We start from the raw sequence: 21,466 nt of genomic DNA on the forward strand, positions 1-21,466 counted from the left end.
CCGACCGGAAGCCGATGGCGCAGCATGCAGTCACTTTTAAGGGAGTCAGTGTTCGTCAGGCTTGCCAGATCTTTGCTATCAGTGAATGTTGTTACCGCTATAAGCCCGTTCTCCACAGGGAGAATCTGCAAATTTCTGACTGGCTGATTCGGATCACCGATAGTCAGAAAAACCGGGGATTCGGGCTTTGTTATCTGTATTTACGTAATGTGAAAGGATTCCGATGGAACCACAAAAGGATCTATCGTATCTATCGCGAACTGTCGCTTAACATGCGTATAAAGCCTAAAAAGCGGTTAAAACGTGAAAAGCCTGAGCCACTGGTTGTCCCCGAAAGCCGTAACATAAGCTGGTCTATGGATTTTATGCATGATCAGCTATCAGATGGTCGTTCTGTGCGTCTGCTGAATGTGATTGATGATTTCAACCGCGAAGCACTGGCTATTGAGGTTGATTTTTCACTCCCGGCTATCCGGGTCATAACAACACTGGAGCAGCTCATTGAATGGAAAGGAAAACCCATATCAATTCGGTGTGACAATGGTCCAGAGTATGCAGGTAATACACTGATGACATGGGCTAAACAACAGGATATCCGACTCAACTTTATTCAGCCGGGAAAACCTCAGCAGAATGCTTATATTGAGCGTTATAACCGGACAGTACGCTATGACTGGCTGGGTCAGTGATCTTACCCAGCAATAGTGGACACGCGACTAAGTGAGTAAACTCTCAACCAGAGGTGACTCACATGACAAAATCAGCATCAACATCAACTACCAAAAAGACCCGGAAGAAGCATACGCCTGAATTCCGCAACGAAGCCCTGAAACTGGCCGAACGCATCGGTGTTGCCGCAGCCGCACGCGAACTCAGCCTGTATGAGTCACAGCTCTACAACTGGCGCAGCAAACAGCAACAACAGGCAACCTCCTCTGAACGTGAGAGTGAACAGGCCGCTGAGATTGCCCGCCTGAAACGCCAGCTGGCTGAACGGGACGAGGAACTAGCCATTCTCCAAAAGGCCGCGACATACTTTGCGAAGCGCCTGAAATGAAGTATGTCTTTATCGAAAAACATCAGGCTGAATTCAGCATCAAGGCCATGTGCCGGGTGCTTCAGGTTGCCCGCAGCGGCTGGTATGCGTGGCGTCTGCGTTGTCAGCAAATAACGCCACGTCAGCAGTTCCGCTCGCTTGTGATACTGCTGTCCGTAAGGCATTCACTGAAGCAAAACAGCGTTATGGTGCGCCTCGTCTCGCTGACGAACTGCCTGAGTACAACGTCAAAACGATTGCAGCCAGTCTGCGACGTCAGGGACTTCGTGCAAAGGCTGCCCGGAATTTCAGCCCGGTCAGCTACAGTTCGGCGGATTATCAGGCACTGCTGAAACGACATAATCTGCGTGGCAGCATGAGCGCCAGAGGATGCTGTTACGACAATGCCTGTGCGGAAAGTTTCTTCCACTCGCTGAAAGTCGAATGTATCTACGGAGAACGCTTTATCAGCCGTGAAATAATGCGAACGACCGTGTCCACATTGTGCGGGTAGGATCACAGCACCTGTTTTCGTCATTAAATGAATTGCAGGAATATGCGACAAAATGGCAATATTTTTATAATCACCAACGACCGAATATGGCACTGAATGGGTTTACACCGATGCAGCATATTCAGCGTATGGCCTGATTCTACTTATCACCTCCGTTAAAAATGGGGGGATTACCATCCCTGCTGGCTAATTGATCGCATTTCTCAATAAGCGCTGACGCGATCAGTAATAAGACAGGGAGGATTATGGAATATCGCGTCAGGATATTATGATGGTAAACAATAGGCATTAATATTCCACCTGCAATGTCACCTGTCAGGAACGCAGTCTGCCTGATGCCAAATACAGCATGTGCCCGCCCCTTTTCAGCAATGTTCATCTCAATGAAATTGAGGATCAGCGACATCGTCGCTTTAAAAGTATAAAATGCAATAATGGTGAGCGCGAAATAAAGCTTTATCTTCTCTGAAAGAAAGCATGCAGACAAGAAGACAGACGCTGACGAAAGCAATGTGAAAAGCATAAGAGAGTTATTAATTTCATACTTTTTTGTCAGAGAGACGTAGATATTTTTTAAAACAAATCCTAAAGCAACACCTGAAGATAAAATAACGCCAATACTATTAATTGAATATCCTATATCTTTTAAATATATAGGTACCAGAGGGATAAAAATAGCCCAGCACAAACCTTGTGCAAAACAAGCCATGAAAATAAAAGTGGTTATTGTGTCAGGTTTTTTCATTAGGGATAAGGATGCCCTATCTTTTTTATGCGTAGAAAAATCATCTTTATAGCCGGTTTTCGGCACAAAGAGCATACCAGACATTGCCAGTAATCCGGTGATCCATAACGATATCTGGTATCCATTATGAAAATACAAAGACACAAATGAAACAAGTAAACCTGACAGCATAGCGCCAAAACTTTGCGATAACGTGCTGATGTTATCAGTATGGAGAACCGCTTTCTTTCGGTTAACTTCATCAGTTTCAAGGATCAGTGCCCTGAGCGTAATGCCTGTTACGCTGGCTCCTATCCCGGCAGTCAGCCCGGTGAGGATGGCTAAAAGAGCATTCTGAGGGTAAGCTCTCATCACGAGACCGGCGCCGTATAAGGCATAGCCGATAAGAAGGGCACACCGGATGCCTGTTTTTGCCAGCAGCGATGAGTAAAAAATTGATAGTGAACCCGCCACCGCCATTGCAACATACGATAGCGAAAATAAATTTAACTTACCTTCTCCAGCCCAGAATAGAGGCTGGAGGGTTTTCGATATCCACATCGGGAACAGAAATAAAGCATTAAGTAAATAGATCCTCTTTTGCATTACACCTTCTCATCTTGTAGGTACGCTAAGTTTTCTTTGATAACTTCATAGTCTGCAAAAAGTTCAGAGGCTACCCTCAACGCGTCTTAAGCCGAAGAATTTGAATTAAATAAATTGCTTTCAGCAGGAAGTATATACCAGTCGGATTGAGCGTAGCTACCGTATCGTAGCATCCATTCTGTCTGATCAGCGTAGCCATTTTCAAGTGGCTATTTAAATACCAGTTTATCAGCATGCATCTCGATGATCACGGAATTAACATAGTACCTTGCGCTTAAAAATATGAAGCTGTAATCACCTTATGATTGTATGCATTCAAAGATGATGTTATTAATGTTACCTCCCTGTAGAATCATTAACTATTGAATGTCAGGAGAACATATGCCAAGAGGACTACTATCAGGCCGGGACTACACAGAACTCGATATTTTTAATCCGGTTTTATACCCGAGAATGAAAGAAGAACCACTCCTTGATGAGGACGATTGCATTGTTGTTCCAGTCAGAAATGAGAACACCCCCCATTTCAGAAGAGTAGGAATACCCTCTTTTGGTAACAGGTTAGGCAGAGCCGAGAACAATCCGACGCATGATAATTGTGTGAATTACTTATGTGATAATCTAAACAATGAGAATATTAACTCCATTACTTTCTTTACGTATGTTTTTAATGAAAATAAAGATCGTGAAGAAAAAATTATTTTCAGCGCTTTGGCTAATAGTTATTATCAATGGTATAGTGAGGCAGATGCGCGCATCGCATTTCATGATGGCTCTTACATTCAACCTGATATAGGAGGAAGGGATAGAAATAAGTTTTTCCCTCGTTCGGCTTACCCAAATATTATCATAGAAGTTGTACGTACTCATCATCCTGATAAGGATACCTATGAGAAACTTCTCGAACTTTCAAAAAACAATCACCATATCTATTTTTACTTCATTAACGAAGGAAGTAACAGCTCCAAGCTAAATAGACTATCTGTCAAAAATAACACATTAAAGATCAGAGTGTCATATTACCTTGTCGGTGGTCAGCTATATAAGAACGGAACTCCTATTTATTCTAAAAAAACAAATGAATCTTTCGATCATTGGTATCAATATTTAAAAAATAGCTTTTTTATTAATGCCATGGAAAATGCTTAACAAGAAAAAACGGCTGAATCCTATTACTCTAAGTAATAAATAGTGTTAGGATCCAACAAGATAAATTATAGTGCTAACATTAAAAAAGATACCTTTCAGCGCTTCAGAATATATGAAGCATCTTAAAAATTAATTATTGCAATCAGATAAAATAATCTCCCATCCATCGTATCACCCTATTATATTGATATTTTTCCCACTCACTCTTAACGTACAATCATACTCATTGATCACATATGGCGGACCGTAGCAACGTCGTTATTAACTAAAATTTTCCACGGATTTATAGTTGCTCAGGGGGATCTTTATGACTCAATTAACCTCAAACCTGCATGATATTGATGAGGTCATAACCTGTTTATTGCTCATATTCCCGGGACGATCACCTGCGCTTATCGGCAGGTGATAACTCATCAACGCAAATATTGCCCCGTAATAGCGATGGTCTGATTATCGAAATCAATGCGTAACGGAATTCCCAATGGCAGAGTCAGCATCGGATGTGTATGGCAACAATCAAAACCATCGACCAGCGGTAACGGCTTATATTCCAACACTTCCCGTAATACATCAGCAGGACGTCGGCCGGTGCCTGCATCATCGAACAGTTCATGTTTACCTAAAATGATCGCTGCTGCTTTATCCAATATACCGTTCAGTTTTAGCATAGAGAATAAGCGTTCAACAGTCGCGATATCTTTCAGACTGTCTTCTATAAACAGGATATCGCCATCCTGTATTTCAGGCATCCATTCAGTGCCCATAATGCCCGAAAGAGTATTCAGGTTACCGCCTGTTACGCGCCCTTCCACGATACCAGCCCCTGTAAAAAGGCAGTTGTTTTCATAGAGTATTTTAGGCCTGACAGGCTCCACGTCATCCCAGTTCAGACGTTCATCCGTCCATTTTTCCGGAAGACGATATTCATAGGAGCCTGTCCGGGGTTGCATCAATAATTCAGAAAACGACTGCCAGGTTTCGTTGACCAGTGGGGGGAATTCGCCGAAAGAAGCTACCAGGGCCGGTCCGTAAAAGGTAATCAAACCTGTTCGGGCGTAAATCCCTGCGAGCAGTGCAGTCGCATCGGAGTAACCAATGATTATTTTCGGATCCTCTGTCAGCGCCTGATAATCAAGATAGGGCAAAAGCGAATTACTGTTAGTGCCGCCGATAACTGACATAATACAGCGTACATCGGGGTCGCGGATCAGCGCATTAAGTTCTTCAGCCCGCTCTTTAATAGAGCCTGAACGATAGTAATCTGACCGGCCAGTAAGACTTCCGGCTTTGAGCTGAAATCCTTTGTTTTCAAAAAACAATTTTGCACGATTAAAACGGTTAGGTGCAGTCATCGTTGCCGGAGATGAGGGTGAAAAAAAACCAATCGTATCACCGGGTTTTAAAGCAGGTGCAAGCAGCTTCGGCTTTATCGTCATTTGTCGGTATCCTCTGTCAGCGCAAGTTATATCGTCCCGAACGTTTTCGTCTTAAATAAATTTAACGGCTGTACTATGAACTGAAGCCCGATCATCAGAAGCTGTTGTTTTATCCCGGAGGCCAGGTTATCGCAATCACTATACCGGTGAACAGAGGAGAAGGATCAGCTCTGCCCATAAGTTCAGAGGCCGGACGACCCTGTAGAGTCTGCTTTCTATTGACTGATCAGGTTAATCAGAGATGTTCCTGACAGCATTTCGGCTGATTGCGGTGAGGATCCTGCACCTTATCAGACCACTGACCGGCCTGATTCGATACCAGTAGGGGGTAAAACTGCGTTTTACCGTAAGACCTTTACTCCACCAGTCGGATCCCTAAACTCTCAAGCAGTGGCAGTGCCTCCCATTTGGTGAACGTAGCCCCGGTCACGATATTATGCCGTACGTCCAGGTTAAAGCCCCACGAATTGGTAAAATCTGCCTTACGCAGGATAGTCTGGTTAAATAAGCTTTCTGAAAAATCACACCCCGTCATGATGGCTTCGGAGAGATCACTTTCTCTGAAGTCTGCCCCGACCAGCCTGCACTCTTCCATTCTCACCCGGTGCAACGTTAATCCCATAAAAGAAGCATGAGTCAGCAGTGAATGGGTAAAACGGAGATCGGGATCCGGATTAAACACCGGCCAGTCTCCCCTCGTCCAGTCGATGCCGGTCAGTTTGCATTCATGGAACTGAATATCATAGAAACGGGACTGCGGGATCTCAACAACCGCGAGGTTGCAATAATTAAAGGTACAACCGGTAAATTTGCACCCGGAAAATTTAGCAGAAGAAAAATTACAATGTGAAAACTCACATTCTTCGAAGATCGTGTCTTTGACACTCAGGCCAGAAAAATCTGTTTCAGTAAAAACCCTGTCCGGATACTCTGAATGACTCTCTATCAGTTGCATAAATGCTCCGACCGGCAATAAAAAGGATACCGGGGTATACGGTACCGGCAAATATCATGGCTGGCGAGAGTATTCTTCTGTCAGGGATCCTGCCATTGCGGATAGTTGGGCCGGAGATCCGATCATTCAAACCGATACTCATTCTTTCAGTCGACAAGATCAATGAACATATGCATACAGCGAAGCCCGGCCTGAGCGAGTCCGGAAAAATGGTTGTCTTCGCCGATCAGTAAGAAGCCATGTTTCTGATAAAATGACTGCGCGTTCGGGGTGGAAGACAACGTCAGTCGTTTAAATCCACGTCGCTGTGCTTCACTTTTAATCGCTTCGATGATCTTACTGGCACAACCTTTCTTTTCCAAAATAGTCCGGTAGCGTGAAAATAGCCTCTACACTTCCGGCGGCCAGATCCAGATATCTGGTGGCTACAAGACCATCACGGGGGTCTTCCGCCACAAAGAAAGGGTTTTGGGTGATCTCTTCCCTGTAATTTTCCGGCATGACGTCAGGGGTCCAGGCATGAATTACCGTGGCGCGATAAACCGCTTTACACCCTTCCCGGATTGCAAGGTTTCTTATATTCCAGCATTCTTCCGCCTCTTCAGCGAGGGCTTGTCTGATTTTCATGGCTATTCCATCTTGATGGTGATCGGGTAGTTATATCTATCACAAAATACCGCCACGTTGATCACCTTATTTATCAAAAGCAACGGGTTACACCCGCCGCCTGGCAGAAAAATAACTGTAATATGATTTTCTCCGCAGGCAGATTGACAGAGAGTGCTGCGGCTTATATCAGGGACCGGATGAAGCGATTTTTCGCGCCCCGCAAAGAACCCACCAGCTATCCCGTCCGCCACCCGCGGGCATCGCTTCAATCTTCTTTCACTCACTCACGGCGAAGCCGCTATGCCTGAATCAGGACCGATATTCCGGTCATAAGGAACCCGGAGAACATCAGGGATCACCCGGCTGGCAGATTTCCACCGGAGTTTAATTACTCCTTTTATTTTATCGGTCTGATATATTAGCGGCACGCATGTATGAACAGTTCTTATTCAGCCTCTGTGATACTGAGGGCAGTTATTGAATCTGACCGACAGACTCAACGCTTCAATAAAGGAATTTTACGATGGCACTGATCGACGATCTTAAAAAGAAGTATCCTCAGTCACTGGCATGGGCGTTCGGTGACAGTCCTGAAATGGCAGATGAACTGTCTGACCTGGTCTGTCGGGGATTAAAAACCGCATCCTGCGGGTCCCTGTCTGCATTCCGGGAAGACCCTGATGCGCCGCGACCTGGCAGCATCAATATCATCCTTAACGGACAAGATGTACCGGTCTGTGTCATCCGTACGATATCAACCCGCCTGTTACGCTTTTCAGAAGCGACCGAAGCACTGGCAATAAAAGAAGGTGAAGGCGATTTAAGTCTGGAATACTGGCGACAGGAACATAAAGAGTTCTTCACCCGGGAAGGAACCTATTCCGACGATATGGAGATTGTGGCAGAAGAATTTGAAGTTATTGAACTACTGTAATCAGACTCCCGGGGGCTGGTGATTTTCGCCAGCGATATCACTATTTCGCGATACTGGCAGGAATGCCGTGCTCCCGGAGGACCTTAAGGAGTTTAAGATGTTTATTCACTATCCTGAGAGGATAGGGGCAAGGCATGTAATTTTATCTTCACACCTTAATTTACTCAGGGGATATCATCTGTGAGCCACGAAGCCTTTATGTTGCTGGCCTTAGCCGTCTCAGAACAAGCCTTGCCGGACTGTCTGCCTAACCCTCCGGTCGGGTGTGTGATTGTCCGGGACGGTAAGGTGATTGCCACGGGCTATACCCATGCCCCCGGTTTACATCATGCAGAGATGGATGCCCTGTCCAAAGTGTCAGGGTCACTTGAGGATTGTGATATGTATGTCACGCTGGAGCCCTGTTCATTTACCGGCAGAACCCCCTCCTGTGCCAGGGCACTGGTAAAGCGCAATATTGGCCGTTTATTTGTCTCTGTGATCGACCCACACCCCCGTAATCAGGGAAAAGGCATCGATATTGTGCGTAAAGATGTACCACGGGTAGAGATCGGGCTATGTGCATCAGAAGTCAGTACATTCCTTACGCCTTATCCGGGTTAATCACTCACGATCGGCCCGGGAGGCTCCCCCGTAATAGGCTTTCCTTATTTACCTCTGTCTGCCGCTGAGTTATCCGTAATGCCCTGCTATACTTCGCTTTCCCCGGGCGACACTCACTGATCCTCAGTACCCGGGAACTCACTACGACGTCATCTTTACCGGTACAGGGGGTAGCCGTGCCGGGAAACAGTCAGGGAGCCATTATTATGCTAAATAAACATGCCTCCGGGGCGGTCATGATCATCCTGGGAGCCATTTGTTATGCACTGCCGGGCATCATTATGAGTCTGGCCATCGGGCATGGCGCACATATCAGCAATATTATCGCGACTCAGTATTTGTTCTCTTTTATCCTGTTTTTTGTCCTTTCTGAGTTCAGTAGTAATAAAAAAGGCGTTATCTCGCCGAAAGAGAAAGGTATCGCCCTGTTCACGGGAGTGCCGTTATTCGGTGTCACCTACTGTTTTTTCAGTGCCGTCGCCTATGTCGGCGTCCCGACCGCAACGTTGCTGATCATGCAATCTTCCTGGATTGCCCCGCTGATGACCTCTCTTATCAAACGCAGCCGTATTGCACGGCAGGATATAGTGGCACTGCTCTGCATTATCTCCGGCGTGGTGATTGCGACCGGCGCTTTCGGTGGCCATGTCACGCTGAATATGACCGGCCTCCTCTGGGGATTATCCGCCGCTTGTTGCTACAGTATGGTGATCCTCTGTTCCTCACAAATCGCGACCAGTAACCGTGTCACGGACAAGGCAAAGTTACTGACGCTGGGCGCTTTTATTACGGCTATCTGTGTGATGAAGGATCACGTCACTATTTCACCGTTTACTACCGACAGTTTCTGGTCTCTGCTGACGGCCATGTTCTCGTCTGTATTGCCGGTGCTGCTTTTCGGGTTGGGGATGCCGCGGACATCGCAGACACTGGCAGGAATGCTTGTGACCCTCGAGTTACCTGCGGCCTATGTTTTCTCCTATCTGATCCTGGCAGAGAAAATTACAATGTCGCAGATTGTCGGTTGCCTGATTATTGTTATCAGTATGATGATACCTAAAGTTTCCTCTGCACTGCGTCACAGGAAAATGTCAAAAGTCCCTTAATCACACCCGTTATGCGGACGGTGCCGGGCTGTGCCTGTATCACGCACTCCCGGCCGCCCTTTTGTCGCCCAGCGCCTTATTATCGGTTACGTTTTCATCTGATCACTACTCCCTGAACGCGCTTGCGGAAAATTTGTTGTCAGCCACGACGCCACCGGGCTTGCTATGTTCATCCCCCGCGGGCCGTTACGTTTCAGCTATGCGACCCCCGCTGTCTGCCTCCGAAAACCGTTTGATTTTTATTTATTTATTGTTAATTTATTCTTACTTTTTATTACCCCCGTGTTCGCCCGGTAACGGCCGGTAAACTACAGGGTAACCCGCAATTTCCTCATTACAGTTACGGAGCGAGTTCAGGGATGCCAGTCAGAAAAGCCACTGTGATCGGCCTGACCGCCGTCATATTATGGAGTACCCTGGTCGGATTTCTTCGCGGAGTGACGCAAGGTCTGGGACCGATTGGCGGCGCAGCGATGATCTATACCTGCAGCTCGTTATTACTGTTCTTCGTGGTCGGGATCCCTGCGCTGTCCTCCTTCCCGCGTAAATACCTGATCCCCGGGGCCGTGCTGTTTGTGGCCTATGAAATCTGTCTCTCCCTGTCCATCGGCTTTGCACAGACGGATGCCCAGGCGATTGAGGTAGGGATGGTGAATTATCTCTGGCCCAGCCTGACCCTGCTCTTCGCCCTGATTGCCGATAAACGGCGGCCCGGCCTGCTGATGCTGCCGGGAATTCTGCTTTGTTTTGCCGGCGTAGGTAAAGTGCTTGGCGGTGAACAGGGTTTTTCACTGCATGAGGTGACCGAGAACATTGCTTCCAACCCCCTGAGCTACGGAATGGCCTTTGCCGGTGCCATTATCTGGGGAATATATTGTGTACTGACCAAAAAGCTGGCCAATGGCAATAACGGGATCACGCTTTTTTTCGCTCTGACCGCCGTGGCGCTGTGGGTTAAATTCTTTTTTTCCGATACCCCGGCGATGCACTTCAGCCCCGGAGTGCTGGGCTGTCTGGCCGGCATTGCGGTGGCGATGGGGCTGGGATATGCTGCCTGGAATGTCGGTGTTTTACATGGCAATGTCACCCTGCTGGCAGCCGCATCGTATTTTATTCCGGTGATTTCCTCGTTGTTCGCGGCACTGCTGCTGGGGCAAACACTCGGTCATAACTTCTGGACAGGTGCCATTATGGTCTGTGCCGGCTCGCTGCTTTGCTGGTATTCCAGCCGTAGCCCGGCCTGAACAGCCGAAAGACGCTGCCGGCTGCGCATTCTCTGAGTATTCACACCACTTAGGCCGTCGTTTTCACTGGCTATATTTCTTTACAGAAAATACCTGCTACCCTTAAGGCGGCAGCGGCCTGAGGCTTGTCCCGCCGCTGTCTGTCAGGTAAGATCGCCGGGAATTATCCGTGGTAAATTCAGCTCCCGGGCCTTACCCGTTCAAACCTGCCTGCTTCACCGCTAATACGGCTTACATACACAGCTTCCTTGCATCAGGATTTTTATGTCTGACATGAAATCGCAGCCGCGTCATGCTGCTTTGCCGGTCACCGGCATGCCTTTCGTGCTGATCCTCAGCGCGTTAATGGCCTTTACCTCGCTCTCGACAGATATTTATTTGCCGGCATTACCGGCTATGCAGAAAGATCTGCAGGGAAATACCGAACTGACCATCACCGGTTTCTTGCTGGGTTTCTGTATTGCACAACTGGTCTGGGGCCCGGTCAGTGACCATCTGGGCCGCCGCAAGCCCCTGATCATCGGCATGGTATTGTTTATTGTCGGCTCCATCGGTTGTTCGTTATCGCACAATATTACGCAGATCGTTTTCTGGCGTGTATTTCAGGCCCTGGGGGCCTGTACCGGCCCCATGCTGGCACGGGCGATGATACGGGATTTGTTCACGCGAACCCGGGCAGCGCAGATGCTGTCGGTATTAATGATGATTATGTCGGTGGCGCCTATCGCCGGCCCGCTGATGGGGGGGCAAATCATCCGTTTCGCCTCATGGCAGGCCATTTTCTGGCTACTGGCCGTGCTGGGCACACTGATGCTGATTTCACTTTACTGGCTGCCGGAAACACTGCCACCGGAGAAACGGGTGAAATCTTCTCCCGTCAGGGCCGTGACTAACTATTATTCACTGCTGCGTAATACTGTTTTTATGCGCTTTACCCTGTGTCTGGCGTTTTATTACCTCGGTGTGTATGCCTTTGTTGCCGGTTCTCCGTTTGTCTACATTAGCTATTTCGGGGTTGACCCGCAGTATTTCGGCTGGCTGTTTGCGGTGAACATCGTCGGGGTGGTCATTATGAGTCAGGCTAACCGGCATCTGGTGCGGCATTATCCGCTGGAGAAGCTGCTGAAAGTTGCAGCGGTCGTTGCTGCGATTGCGGCAACGCTTCTGGCTCTGGTCTCGGCCGGACATCCGGCAGGGATGGTACTGATTGTGATCACCGTGCTGTTCTTCTTTTCGATGAACGGTATCATCGCGGCCGGTTCTACGGCGGCAGCCCTGGATAATGCCGGGGAGATCACCGGTTCTGCCTCTGCCCTGATTGGCTCTTTACAGTACGGTAGCGGTATTTTTGCCTCGTTACTGCTGGCGATGTTCAATGACGGCACTCCCTGGACCATGGCCTGGATCATCTGGGTATTCAGCCTTGCCAGTGCCATTATGGCACTGACCACCCGGGTTCAGCCGCAGAGAGACAAGGACTGACCCCGCACTGCCAGCCGCAACGACAGCAAAGACGCCGCCCGGGGCGTCTTTTTTCTGTCCGGCATTAAGACCTGCCGCCGTCCTGTGCCTCTGCCTGCACCGGCGACAGATGCAGTGTGTGACGTTTCAGGAGAGTGGCAAGCCCCAGCCCCATCATGACCAGTGCTTCAGCCATCAGGAAACCCGACATGGCATGGGCATAACTGCCATTAAGCTGCTGATGCAGATACTGATAGAGTGCGCCAGCCGCCGCAGGCCCTATCCCCAGACACGCCTGCTGTAACGTACTAAGAATGGCACTGCCTGCGCCCGCATCCCGGGTGGCAATATCCCGCATACCGATCCGGTAAAAACAGTTCACTATTACCGCCTGCCCCATCCCCATCAGTAATGTGCCGGGCGCAATCGACCAGAGCGTCAGCGCATTTCCCTGCCAGGCCAGAGTCGCTATCAGCACCCCGACACCGCTGACCTGTACCAGCACTCCTGCCAGTAATACCGGTGCCGGAGTGTAACGGGCAATCAGTTTTGGCGCATAGAGGGCTGCAATAAAATAAGAGGCTCCAAGCACAATAAAACTGTTCCCGGAAGCCAGTGCCCCCATGCCTGCCCCCGCCTGCAGGGTTAACGCCATACAGAACATAAACCCGGACCAGCAGGTGAAAAACAGCACCGCAATCAATAAGGCGAAGCGTACCCCCGGCAGTTTCAGTAAGCGTGGGGGCAATAGCGGGTTCAGACCGCGCCGTTGCTGCAAAATAGCGCCGTAACGCATCAGCAAACCCAGCGGCAGCACGGCAATACAGGCCAGCTGCATCATCCACGGCCAGTGCATTACCGGCCCAAGAGCCAACGGAAACAGCAGACAGCAGAGGATCATTGCCAGTAATGCCGTGCCCTGCCAGTCGATACGGGAAGGCTGTTCATTGCGGGTTTCCGGAATAAAGCGCAGACTGAAGATCAGTACCAGCAGACAGATAGGCACATTAATAAAAAACGCATTACGCCAGCCCAGTCCGGCGATATCTGCCGATACCAGCCAGCCGCCTCCGACCTGTCCGATAATAAACGCAAGCCCCCCGATGCCGCTATACAGACTGATTGCCCGCCCGTGGGCCTGTCCTGACAATGTCACGTGCAGAGTTGCCAGAATTTGCGGCACAATCAGCGCTGCCCCCATCCCCTGAATCGTCCTGGCGATCAGTAACTGAGTCACACTGGCCGAAAGACCGCAGAACAGTGAGGCCAGGCCAAAAATAATCACCCCCGTCAACAGCATACGCCTCCGGCCGTAGTTGTCCCCGAGTTTACTGCCCACCGCCAGACAGACGGCGAATGCAACGCCATACAGCGCGACAATCAGCTCCAGGTCTGTGGCGCTGCTGGCCAGTGAACGGGTGATCGATTCCAGTGCTACGTTAGTGATCGAGGTATCGATCAGCGGTAACATTTGCGCCGTCAGTAACAATATCAGACCGGTTTTCCCGGGCGAGGCAGGTGTCGCTTTCATGAAAGCTCCGTTGTGTGTTTTATTATCTGCCCGTAGTATTGAGGAATATTTAACAGGGTACCAGTTCCTGCTTATACTGGTACCAGCACTACTATGCTGGAGTACAGAATGACAATGCAGCCTTCCGCTGTGAGCCCGGTGAGACAGGAAAAAAACAGCCGTCAGTTGCTGGCCGCCTTTTTGCGTACCCGCCGGGAGAGTCTGGACCCGCAACGTCTGGGGTTACCGAATACCGGCCGTCGCCGTACCCCCGGCCTGCGCCGGGAAGAAGTCGCGATGCTGGCGGACGTCGGTGTAACCTGGTACACCTGGCTTGAACAGGGCCGGGAAATGAAACCGTCGGCCGCCGTCTTATCGGCGATCAGCAAGGCATTACAATGTACGCCGGCAGAAACCCGTCACCTGTTTATCCTGGCCGGGCTCCCGGTACCGGACGGACCGTTAGCCGCAGAATGCCGGCAGGCAGGCCCGGCCTCACAGCGCTTGCTTCAGTCGCTGATGCCTAATCCGGCGTCGCTGCAACGGCCCAATTTCGATATTCTCGGTTGTAACGCGGCGTTTTGCCGTCTGATGGGAGTGGATCTTGATACGGTGCCGGTCGGGGAGCGTAACTGCATTTATCAGTACCTGACCAATGAACAGTGGCGCAGTCGTCTGTCTGATGAGTCCACGGTGTTGCCCCTCTATGTGGCTTATTTCCGTGCGGGCATGGCTGAATATCGTGAGGATCCGCGCTGGCAAGAGTTACTGGAATGTTTTTTTTCCGTCTCGCCCCGGTTTTATCAGCTCTGGCAACAGCATTATGAAATCCGCAGTATCGAAAATCATATTAAGCATTTTAACCATCCGGAATACGGCCACTTTACCCTGCAGCAGATGAACTGGTTCTCTGCCCCCCGCGATGGTTCCCGTTTGCTGGTGTTTCTGCCACAGGATGCGGAGGGTGAGCGAATACTCGGCAAGCTGGCGCATGGCTGACGGCAAACGGTACCCGGATGGCCATTACCGCTGTCTGCAGGGTGACTGTGCAGGCCAGGAATACCGGGGGCGACACCGGCGGCAGGCATAACGGCTGTGACTGTTCTGCTTTTTAACCCGTCGCTTCATCATAAAGCGACGGGCATAAATCGCCGTCCTCAACCTCAGCCCTGACGTTCAGCCGCCATATCCGCATCCAGCTGTTTGCCGCGGGTTTCCGGCAATGCCAGGCAGGCAATGATGACCAGCAAATACGAGCCGCCAGCCATATAACCAATAGCGGTTCCCAAAGGCATGTGTCCGCTCATATAGCCAATCATTCCCGGGAAGATAGCCCCGACAGCACGGCCAAAGTTATAACAGAACCCCTGCCCCGAGCCACGGATATGCCCCGGATATAGCTCGCTGAGATAGGCCCCCATCCCGGAAAAAATACCGGACAGGAAAAAGCCAAGCGGGAAACCCAGTACCATCATCACCGTATTGGTCACCGGCAGTAAGGTATAGCTGACCACCAGCACGATGGCGCACAGAGCAAACAGAATAAAACAGCGGCGACGGCCAAATGCATCCGAGACCCAGGCGCTGGTCAGATATCCGGCAAAGGAGCCCGCAATCAGTACCACCAGGTAACCGCTGGTATTGAGCACGGACAGGTGACGTTCAGTTTTCAGGAACGTAGGCAGCCAGGTCGTGACCGCATAGTAAGCTCCCTGCATACCGGTGGCCAGCAGACTGGAAAACAGCGTGATACGCAGCATTTTCGGGTGGAAGATTTGCATAAAGCTGCCTTCCGATACACCGGTCTCCTGCTGACGACGGCGCGTTTGCAAGTAAATTTCCGGGTCCTGCAGGTTACGACGTAACCAGACCAGGATCAGCGCAGGTAATGCACCGACCCAGAACAACATTTTCCAGGCCAGTGCCGGAGAGAATGAAGAATAGATCAGCCAGTAAGCAATAGCCGCCACTGCCCAGCCTACCGCCCAGCTACTCTGTACCAGACCTACCGCTTTCCCCCGGTGACGGGCGCGGATCATTTCAGAAATCAGTACGGAGCCGACCGACCATTCTCCCCCGAACCCCAGCCCCTGCATAACGCGGGTAAACAACAGTTGTTCCGGTGAGTGAACAAAGCCACTGCACAGAGTAAAGAAACTGAACCAGAGGACGGTAACCTGCAGCATTCTGACGCGGCCGTATTTGTCCGCCAGGATCCCTGCCAGCCATCCGCCCACAGCAGACGAAATCAGCGCACCGGTCGCGATGTAACCGGCTTCGGTGGTTGTCATTCCCCACAACGCAATAAACGTCGGGATCATAAAAGTGTAAATCATGGAGTCGAAGGCATCGATCCCGTATCCCATAAAAGCAGCGGCGAGTGTTTTACGCTCGCCGCTGTTGGTTTCCCTGAGCCACATAATTATTTACTCTGCAGGTTAATGTATTGACTTAAATGCTGCGCAATCGCAGCGGCTACCGCAGGTCAGTTCTCTTATCTGAGGACCTGTCTTATTAACAAGCAAGCTTAATGCCAACATGGGTAATTAAAGCTCTGTCATTGTCTGGCGCACACCCTAATAGGCTTAAATCTGAATTGCAAATCCGCCCGAAAAGGAACCGGTACCATGAATAACGATTAAACAATCCGGTTAAAAAAACACCACCGCACTGCGAGACTTTTCCTTATAAACCATAAAGTTACGTTGTTTACTATCATCTGCGTGAGGAAACCCTCTTTCCGGGTTCAACAGGGCCATCTTGTACCCTCATGACGTTATTCCGGCCGTCCGTGATCTCCGATAACACGCTGAACTTACCGGGGCCAGCAAGGTGTATAAACTGCCGGGCGGCCATACCGGTTCAGAAAGACAGTTAACGCCCCGAAGGCTGCAATAAAGGGGCATATAAAGGGGAATATCGACGCACTTCACGCCGGAAAGGCGCAGGAAAGGTTCGGCTTTCCTGCAAAGAAAACCGACTGACTGAGATAACGACCCTCTGCCCCGTTCACCAGGCAACAGGCTGCATAAGAGCCGGATAATCGCCCGGACTTGCGCCGTAAGAGCCGCCCGGTTTACTGTTAAGGTGAAGTGAACCGCAACAAGCGCTGATTCAGTTGCCTGTTTTCACTGTTAAGACGTTCTATCTCATCCAGTAAGGTAAGCGCCACCGCTATCCCCGGCCAGTCAAGTTCCAGTTCACGGCGCAGACGCTGAGCACGGAGACAAAGTGCCAGCGATCCATCATCGAACTGCCACTGCTCAGAAGCTTCCCCTTGCGGTTCCAGCACACCCAGCCCGATGATTTCGGTCAGTTCTGCCCGGGTTAAGCCGGTGTGCAGACAAAACTCGGTGACGGTGAAGGTGATCCCGACATGACTCATTATTCTTTCCCCCAGCCCCGGCGGGCATCGAAAGCCGACCCGGCGTCAGCCAGTTGCTGCCAGAGCGCCTGTGATTTTTCATCCGGTCGGGGTGGCATAACAATTTTCACCACGGCGTAGAGATCTCCCTGACTCTGCCTGGCAGACAGTCCTTTGCCTTTGACCCGAAGACGCTGTCCTGCCTGAGTCCCCGGCGGTATGGTCAGCAGAATACTGTCCTGCAGTGTCGGCACCGATACTTTGGTGCCCAGCGCCGCCTCCCAGGGGGCGAGCGGTAAAACCACCTCCAGATCATTCCCCGCCACATCAAACAGAGGATGCGGAGCAATACGGATGACCAGATAAAGGTCACCGGCAGGCCCACCGCCACTGCCCTGTCCGCCCTGTCCTTTCAGACGGATCCGCTCACCGTCTGAGATGCCGGCCGGGATTTTGACTTTCAGCGTTTTCGGGATCTCCTGCACGATCATCCCGAAGGCATTACGTACCGGTAAGCTGAACTGAATGGTCCGGGTTTCACCCCGTTGAGCCTCTTCGAGGAAAACGGCAACTTCGGTTTCGATATCCTGGCCGCGTTCCGCGCGGGGTTGCCGGGCCTGTCGTGACTGCTGACCAAAAACGGAGCTAAAGAAGTCAGAGAAGTCTTCCTGTCCGGCACTTCCGGCATCCGAATAGGCCGAACCGGTGGAAGAATACTCATTAAAACGGGGATCATTACGGTGCTGCCAGAGGGTGTCATATTCTTCCCGACGCTCTTTATCTTTCAGCACTTCATAGGCTTCGGCGATCTCTTTAAACTTTGTCTCTGCATCTTTCTCGCTACTGACATCGGGATGATATTTCCTGGCCAGACGGCGATAAGCGGTCTTAATGGCTTTAGTATCATCAGTACGTTCTACCCCGAGAATAGCGTAGTAATCCTTCAGTTCCATAGCATTAGCCTTCGGGTCAGTATGAAGCAAATATTCTGGTCAGGTCAGTCACCACGACCTGCCGGGTAATAAATAATAAATATAGACCGCAGCCTGCCTGTTTGCAGTGTAAATTCCGGGTCATTCGCCTTATATCAGCCTGAACAGAAGGCCGGAAAATGCCAATAAATACAAAAGATATTCTTCACTAATGTGTAAAAATAACACACTCATACCAGCTTACATTATTTTCTGAAAGCACGGTGAGATCCGCATCAGGAAAAGCTTAATTTTTAAAGTGTTAATCAATAACCCATTGAAAAAAATCTATTCTTATTATTTAACCTTGCTATTTTCAGGGTTATCTGTCTGTTTCCTGGCTCCTGCCCGTTTTACGTTGCTTGCTGAAACCGGCCCTTAAATCCTGCAGGATGACGCTGTTCCCGCAAAAATAATATTTTTTTACGGAATTGTTTCATCAGTTAAACTTATCGATATGCCGTGAATGTTCAGTATGCCACCCGCTATACATCATAGGTTATCAGAGCTACTTTATAGGCCCTTTCGGGCCACTGCACTGGCCTGTGATGATGCCTGACCTGATGCGGGAGAATAATAATGATTGATTTGATTATCCCGGCACTTTTGCCGATAGTCGTCACACTGCTGCTGGGTTTTATTGCCGGCTGGCACCATGATTTTGATGCCGGTCAGGGGGCGATACTTAACCGGATGGTCATGCTGTATGCCCTGCCGTTAACCCTGTTTGCGGGGATGATGGGCCTCTCCCGTTCGGTACTCCTCTCCCAGGGGTTGATCGCCGTTATCCTGCTGGCCGGCATGGTAGGAGGATATATTCTTGTCTTTCTGCTGGTACGCTATCTGTTTCGTCAGAAACCCGGCCTGGCGGCCTTGCTGGCACTTTCGGTGTCCGGCCCGGCGGTTCCTTTTGTCGGCGTCCCGGTCCTGGGTCATCTGTACGGGACGATCAGCACCATTCCCATCGCCTTATGCAGTATTATTATGAACCTGTTTCAGGTGCCGTTGACTATTCTGATCCTTTCCTCTTCCGACACAGAAAAGAAAGGTGACTCCTTCTTACAGCATATCGTCCATACCCTGAAAGAACCTGTGGTCTGGGCCCCTGTGCTGGCGTTATTTCTCTTACTGTGCAATCTGCATATTCCCGCGGCTTTTCGCAGCGCACTACAACTGCTTGGCGGTACCACCGGCGGGGTTGCACTGTTTGCTTCCGGAGTGATTTTGTATTCCTATCACGTGGTGTTTAACCGCACGGTTATCCTGTCCATTGTGGCTAAAAATATTATCCTGCCGTTGCTGATTATGGCGCTGGCACTCTGGCTGCATACCGACCGTCAGACACTCAGCCTGTCGGTGATCAGCATGGCCATTCCGACCGCCTCTGTCTGTGTCATCCTGGCCGTACAATACAAAACTGCCGGGCAGGAAATCGCTTCCATTCTTTTCTTTAGTACACTTTTCTCGATTCTGACCATGGGCGGATTGTTATATTACCTGGCCGGGTAAATAACCATTCGTGTGCGGTTTTAACAGATAACCGATATCCCGGAGATAATGTATGACCGTTAAAACGAAAAATGTCGCTGAGTTTCTTGTTTCCTGTCTTGAAGCCGAAGGCGTGAAATACGTCTTCGGGATCCCGGGCGAGGAAAATATCAAATTCGTTCGCGCCATCACTGCCTCAGAAAATATCCGTTTTATTCTGGTTCGCCATGAGCAGGCAGCCTCATTTATGGCCGACATCTACGGTCGCCTGACCGGGAAAGCCGGGGTCTGCACAGCGACTCTCGGTCCCGGCGCCATTAATCTGCTGCTGGGAACCGCAGACGCGCAGACCGATTCCAGTCCGCTGGTGGCTATCTCAGCCCAGGTAGGACTGAACAGGATCTATAAAGAATCCCATCAGATTGTCGACCTGACCGCCATGTTCCGACCAGTGACTCAGTGGGCTGATACCCTTTACACTCCCGCCGCCTCGGCTGAAATGGTTCGTAAAGCCTTTCAGATAGCACAGCAGGAGCGGCCGGGGGCGACTTATCTGGCTATCCCGCAGGATGTGGAAGCGATGCCGGTACCTGAAAACCTGCAGCCCATTCTGCCGGTAAGCAGCAGTATTTCTCTTCCGCCGGCTGAAACAGTTTCTGCTATCGCGAAGCTGCTGCGTGAGGCGCGCTACCCCGTCATCCTGGCCGGGCACGGCGTGGCAAGAAACGGTGCCGCGAGTGCGCTGAATCAGTTTACCGAACGTTATCAGATACCGGCGGCCACCACCTTTATGGGCAAAGGGGTGATCAGCGATCGCAGTCAGCATGCGCTGGGTGTGATGGGCTTTATGCGCCATGATTACGAGAATTTTGCTTTCGATAAAGCCGATGTGATCCTGGCGGTCGGTTACGAGCTTCAGGAATTTGCCCCGGAAAGGATGAACCCGGATGCCGATAAAAAGATCATCCACATCAACAGCTTCCTTCCGGATACCGATCGTCACTACCGCACCGATATCGCCCTTGCCGCGGATATTTCACTCACACTGTCCGCACTGAGCGAGGCGCTGGGTGAAGAACCACTGCATGCTCAGCCCGGCAGCGCAACTATCCGCCACCTGCGTGAGCAGGAACTGGAGAAAGGCCGTCATGACGATAGCTTCCCGCTGAAACCACAACGGGTGGTGGCTGATATGCGAAGTGCACTGGATGACCACGATATTGTGCTGGCGGATACCGGGGCCATTAAGATGTGGGTTTCACGTCTCTACCCTACCTATCAGCCCCTTACCTGCCTGACCTCGAACGGCTTATCCACCATGGCGTTTTCCCTGCCTGGCGCGATTGCCGCAAAACTGGCGTTTCCTCAGCGTAAAGTGCTGGCCAGTATGGGGGACGGCAGCTTTATGATGAATTCACAGGAAATTGAAACAGCCGTCCGTGAACGTATTCCGCTGGTCGTGCTGGTCTGGGTAGACGGCAGCTACGGGCTGATCAAATGGAAAATGGACATTGAAGAAGGTGCCCACGATTCGGTCGATTTCGGAAACCCTGATTTCGTGAAGTACGCTGAAAGTTTTGGTGCCCGTGGTCATCAGATCACTTCTGCCGGGGAATTACTGCCGGTGCTGAAAGAAGCTCTGGCGGGCGACGGTGTGACGGTCATTGCCTGCCCGGTAGACTACCGTGAGAACATGGCATTGGTAAAAACGCTGGGTGAATTAACTATCGCACTCTGAGTTTCCGTTGCCCGCAGT

17 protein-coding genes and 4 pseudogenes are annotated in these 21,466 nt (G+C 50.4%); 12 read left to right on the forward strand and 9 right to left on the reverse strand.

Going from position 1 to position 21,466, the window contains the following annotated elements; translation table 11 throughout:
* Positions 1-14: 14 nt before the first annotated feature.
* A pseudogene (locus tag GTPT_RS11810) lies at positions 15-641 on the forward strand (DDE-type integrase/transposase/recombinase); the annotation flags it as partial.
* Here GTPT_RS11810 and GTPT_RS18090 read toward each other — a convergent pair.
* Complete coding sequence (locus tag GTPT_RS18090; protein ID WP_479685649.1) at positions 607-702, reverse strand: hypothetical protein; 96 nt, start codon at positions 700-702, stop codon at positions 607-609. The pseudogene GTPT_RS11810 and the gene GTPT_RS18090 overlap by 35 nt on opposite strands.
* Positions 703-751: 49 nt before the next feature.
* On the opposite strand from GTPT_RS18090, the pseudogene GTPT_RS17340 reads away from it, so the two are divergent.
* Positions 752-1,532 (forward strand): annotated as a pseudogene (locus tag GTPT_RS17340) (transposase); the annotation flags it as partial.
* A gap of 26 nt (positions 1,533-1,558) precedes the next feature.
* Positions 1,559-1,687 (forward strand): annotated as a pseudogene (locus GTPT_RS17115) (integrase core domain-containing protein); the annotation flags it as partial.
* Between the two features lie 2 nt (positions 1,688-1,689).
* Here the strand turns inward: GTPT_RS17115 and GTPT_RS11825 are convergent.
* Positions 1,690-2,880 (reverse strand): MFS transporter, encoded by a 1,191-nt coding sequence (locus tag GTPT_RS11825; protein ID WP_051170992.1) that lies wholly within the window; start codon positions 2,878-2,880, stop codon positions 1,690-1,692.
* Positions 2,881-3,261: 381 nt separating this feature from the next.
* Here GTPT_RS11825 and GTPT_RS11830 point away from each other — a divergent pair, with 381 nt between their 5' ends.
* Entirely contained in the window at positions 3,262-4,029 is a 768-nt protein-coding gene (locus tag GTPT_RS11830) for a hypothetical protein (protein WP_038011478.1), read from the forward strand.
* Positions 4,030-4,442: 413 nt separating this feature from the next.
* Here the strand turns inward: GTPT_RS11830 and GTPT_RS11835 are convergent, their stop codons facing one another.
* The 3 genes and pseudogenes from GTPT_RS11835 to GTPT_RS11845 all read right to left on the reverse strand — a co-directional run bounded on the left by GTPT_RS11835 (position 4,443) and on the right by GTPT_RS11845 (position 7,047).
* On the reverse strand, positions 4,443-5,465 hold the full coding sequence (locus GTPT_RS11835; protein WP_029991754.1) for a S66 family peptidase: 1,023 nt from the start codon (positions 5,463-5,465) through the stop codon (positions 4,443-4,445).
* Between the two features lie 355 nt (positions 5,466-5,820).
* A complete protein-coding gene (locus GTPT_RS11840) occupies positions 5,821-6,420 on the reverse strand; it encodes a pentapeptide repeat-containing protein (protein WP_025901866.1) in 600 nt (199 codons plus the stop codon).
* Positions 6,421-6,566: 146 nt separating this feature from the next.
* Positions 6,567-7,047, reverse strand: a pseudogene (locus GTPT_RS11845) (GNAT family N-acetyltransferase).
* Between the two features lie 505 nt (positions 7,048-7,552).
* Between GTPT_RS11845 and GTPT_RS11850 the strand changes: the two are divergent.
* From GTPT_RS11850 to GTPT_RS11870, 5 genes are all read left to right on the forward strand, one after another.
* Positions 7,553-7,963: an ASCH domain-containing protein gene (locus GTPT_RS11850; RefSeq protein ID WP_029991755.1), complete on the forward strand. Its 411-nt coding sequence runs from the start codon at positions 7,553-7,555 to the stop codon at positions 7,961-7,963.
* A 180-nt stretch (positions 7,964-8,143) separates the two neighbouring features.
* Positions 8,144-8,566, forward strand: a complete 423-nt coding sequence (locus GTPT_RS11855; RefSeq protein WP_241964902.1) for a bifunctional diaminohydroxyphosphoribosylaminopyrimidine deaminase/5-amino-6-(5-phosphoribosylamino)uracil reductase RibD — start codon at positions 8,144-8,146, stop codon at positions 8,564-8,566.
* 206 nt (positions 8,567-8,772) lie between these two features.
* Positions 8,773-9,672 carry an EamA family transporter gene (locus tag GTPT_RS11860; RefSeq protein ID WP_152975036.1) on the forward strand — a complete coding sequence of 300 codons (900 nt, stop codon included), beginning with the start codon at positions 8,773-8,775 and terminating at the stop codon, positions 9,670-9,672.
* 359 nt (positions 9,673-10,031) lie between these two features.
* Positions 10,032-10,916: an aromatic amino acid DMT transporter YddG gene (yddG, locus tag GTPT_RS11865; RefSeq protein ID WP_029991757.1), complete on the forward strand. Its 885-nt coding sequence runs from the start codon at positions 10,032-10,034 to the stop codon at positions 10,914-10,916.
* 264 nt (positions 10,917-11,180) lie between these two features.
* On the forward strand, positions 11,181-12,398 hold the full coding sequence (locus GTPT_RS11870; protein ID WP_025901862.1) for a multidrug effflux MFS transporter: 1,218 nt from the start codon (positions 11,181-11,183) through the stop codon (positions 12,396-12,398).
* 64 nt (positions 12,399-12,462) lie between these two features.
* Here the strand turns inward: GTPT_RS11870 and GTPT_RS11875 are convergent, their stop codons facing one another.
* Positions 12,463-13,908: an MFS transporter gene (locus tag GTPT_RS11875; RefSeq protein WP_029991759.1), complete on the reverse strand. Its 1,446-nt coding sequence runs from the start codon at positions 13,906-13,908 to the stop codon at positions 12,463-12,465.
* Between the two features lie 108 nt (positions 13,909-14,016).
* Between GTPT_RS11875 and GTPT_RS17730 the strand changes: the two genes are divergently transcribed.
* Positions 14,017-14,886, forward strand: a complete 870-nt coding sequence (locus GTPT_RS17730; protein WP_051170994.1) for a helix-turn-helix transcriptional regulator — start codon at positions 14,017-14,019, stop codon at positions 14,884-14,886.
* Between the two features lie 164 nt (positions 14,887-15,050).
* On the opposite strand, the gene GTPT_RS11885 is transcribed toward GTPT_RS17730, so the two are convergent.
* The 3 genes from GTPT_RS11885 to cbpA form a co-directional block, all read right to left on the reverse strand.
* Positions 15,051-16,307 (reverse strand): MFS transporter, encoded by a 1,257-nt coding sequence (locus GTPT_RS11885; RefSeq protein ID WP_029991761.1) that lies wholly within the window; start codon positions 16,305-16,307, stop codon positions 15,051-15,053.
* A gap of 662 nt (positions 16,308-16,969) precedes the next feature.
* Complete coding sequence (gene cbpM / locus GTPT_RS11890) at positions 16,970-17,272, reverse strand: chaperone modulator CbpM (RefSeq protein ID WP_025901858.1); 303 nt, start codon at positions 17,270-17,272, stop codon at positions 16,970-16,972.
* Positions 17,272-18,204 carry a curved DNA-binding protein gene (cbpA, locus tag GTPT_RS11895; protein ID WP_025901857.1) on the reverse strand — a complete coding sequence of 311 codons (933 nt, stop codon included), beginning with the start codon at positions 18,202-18,204 and terminating at the stop codon, positions 17,272-17,274. The genes cbpM and cbpA overlap by 1 nt, the downstream gene beginning before the upstream one ends.
* 597 nt (positions 18,205-18,801) lie before the next feature.
* Here cbpA and GTPT_RS11900 point away from each other — a divergent pair.
* Both GTPT_RS11900 and GTPT_RS11905 read left to right on the forward strand, forming a co-directional pair.
* Positions 18,802-19,731: an AEC family transporter gene (locus GTPT_RS11900; protein ID WP_029991762.1), complete on the forward strand. Its 930-nt coding sequence runs from the start codon at positions 18,802-18,804 to the stop codon at positions 19,729-19,731.
* Positions 19,732-19,783: 52 nt separating this feature from the next.
* Positions 19,784-21,448 (forward strand): acetolactate synthase large subunit, encoded by a 1,665-nt coding sequence (locus GTPT_RS11905; RefSeq protein ID WP_025901855.1) that lies wholly within the window; start codon positions 19,784-19,786, stop codon positions 21,446-21,448.
* Positions 21,449-21,466: the final 18 nt, after the last annotated feature.

Source organism: Tatumella ptyseos ATCC 33301 (assembly GCF_000735525.1).
Classification (GTDB): Bacteria; Pseudomonadota; Gammaproteobacteria; order Enterobacterales; family Enterobacteriaceae; genus Tatumella; species Tatumella ptyseos.

Bases quoted from the DNA above. Each gene is read 5' to 3' on its own strand.
- GTPT_RS11825 (WP_051170992.1), bottom strand. From the start codon at position 2,880: ATGCAAAAGAGGATCTATTTACTTAATGCTTTATTTCTGTTCCCGATG.
- GTPT_RS11830 (WP_038011478.1), top strand. From the start codon at position 3,262: ATGCCAAGAGGACTACTATCAGGCCGGGACTACACAGAACTCGATATT.
- GTPT_RS11835 (WP_029991754.1), bottom strand. From the start codon at position 5,465: ATGACGATAAAGCCGAAGCTGCTTGCACCTGCTTTAAAACCCGGTGAT.
- GTPT_RS11840 (WP_025901866.1), bottom strand. From the start codon at position 6,420: ATGCAACTGATAGAGAGTCATTCAGAGTATCCGGACAGGGTTTTTACT.
- GTPT_RS11850 (WP_029991755.1), top strand. From the start codon at position 7,553: ATGGCACTGATCGACGATCTTAAAAAGAAGTATCCTCAGTCACTGGCA.
- GTPT_RS11860 (WP_152975036.1), top strand. From the start codon at position 8,773: ATGCTAAATAAACATGCCTCCGGGGCGGTCATGATCATCCTGGGAGCC.
- yddG (WP_029991757.1), top strand. From the start codon at position 10,032: ATGCCAGTCAGAAAAGCCACTGTGATCGGCCTGACCGCCGTCATATTA.
- GTPT_RS11870 (WP_025901862.1), top strand. From the start codon at position 11,181: ATGTCTGACATGAAATCGCAGCCGCGTCATGCTGCTTTGCCGGTCACC.
- GTPT_RS11875 (WP_029991759.1), bottom strand. From the start codon at position 13,908: ATGAAAGCGACACCTGCCTCGCCCGGGAAAACCGGTCTGATATTGTTA.
- GTPT_RS17730 (WP_051170994.1), top strand. From the start codon at position 14,017: ATGACAATGCAGCCTTCCGCTGTGAGCCCGGTGAGACAGGAAAAAAAC.
- GTPT_RS11885 (WP_029991761.1), bottom strand. From the start codon at position 16,307: ATGTGGCTCAGGGAAACCAACAGCGGCGAGCGTAAAACACTCGCCGCT.
- cbpM (WP_025901858.1), bottom strand. From the start codon at position 17,272: ATGAGTCATGTCGGGATCACCTTCACCGTCACCGAGTTTTGTCTGCAC.
- cbpA (WP_025901857.1), bottom strand. From the start codon at position 18,204: ATGGAACTGAAGGATTACTACGCTATTCTCGGGGTAGAACGTACTGAT.
- GTPT_RS11900 (WP_029991762.1), top strand. From the start codon at position 18,802: ATGATTGATTTGATTATCCCGGCACTTTTGCCGATAGTCGTCACACTG.
- GTPT_RS11905 (WP_025901855.1), top strand. From the start codon at position 19,784: ATGACCGTTAAAACGAAAAATGTCGCTGAGTTTCTTGTTTCCTGTCTT.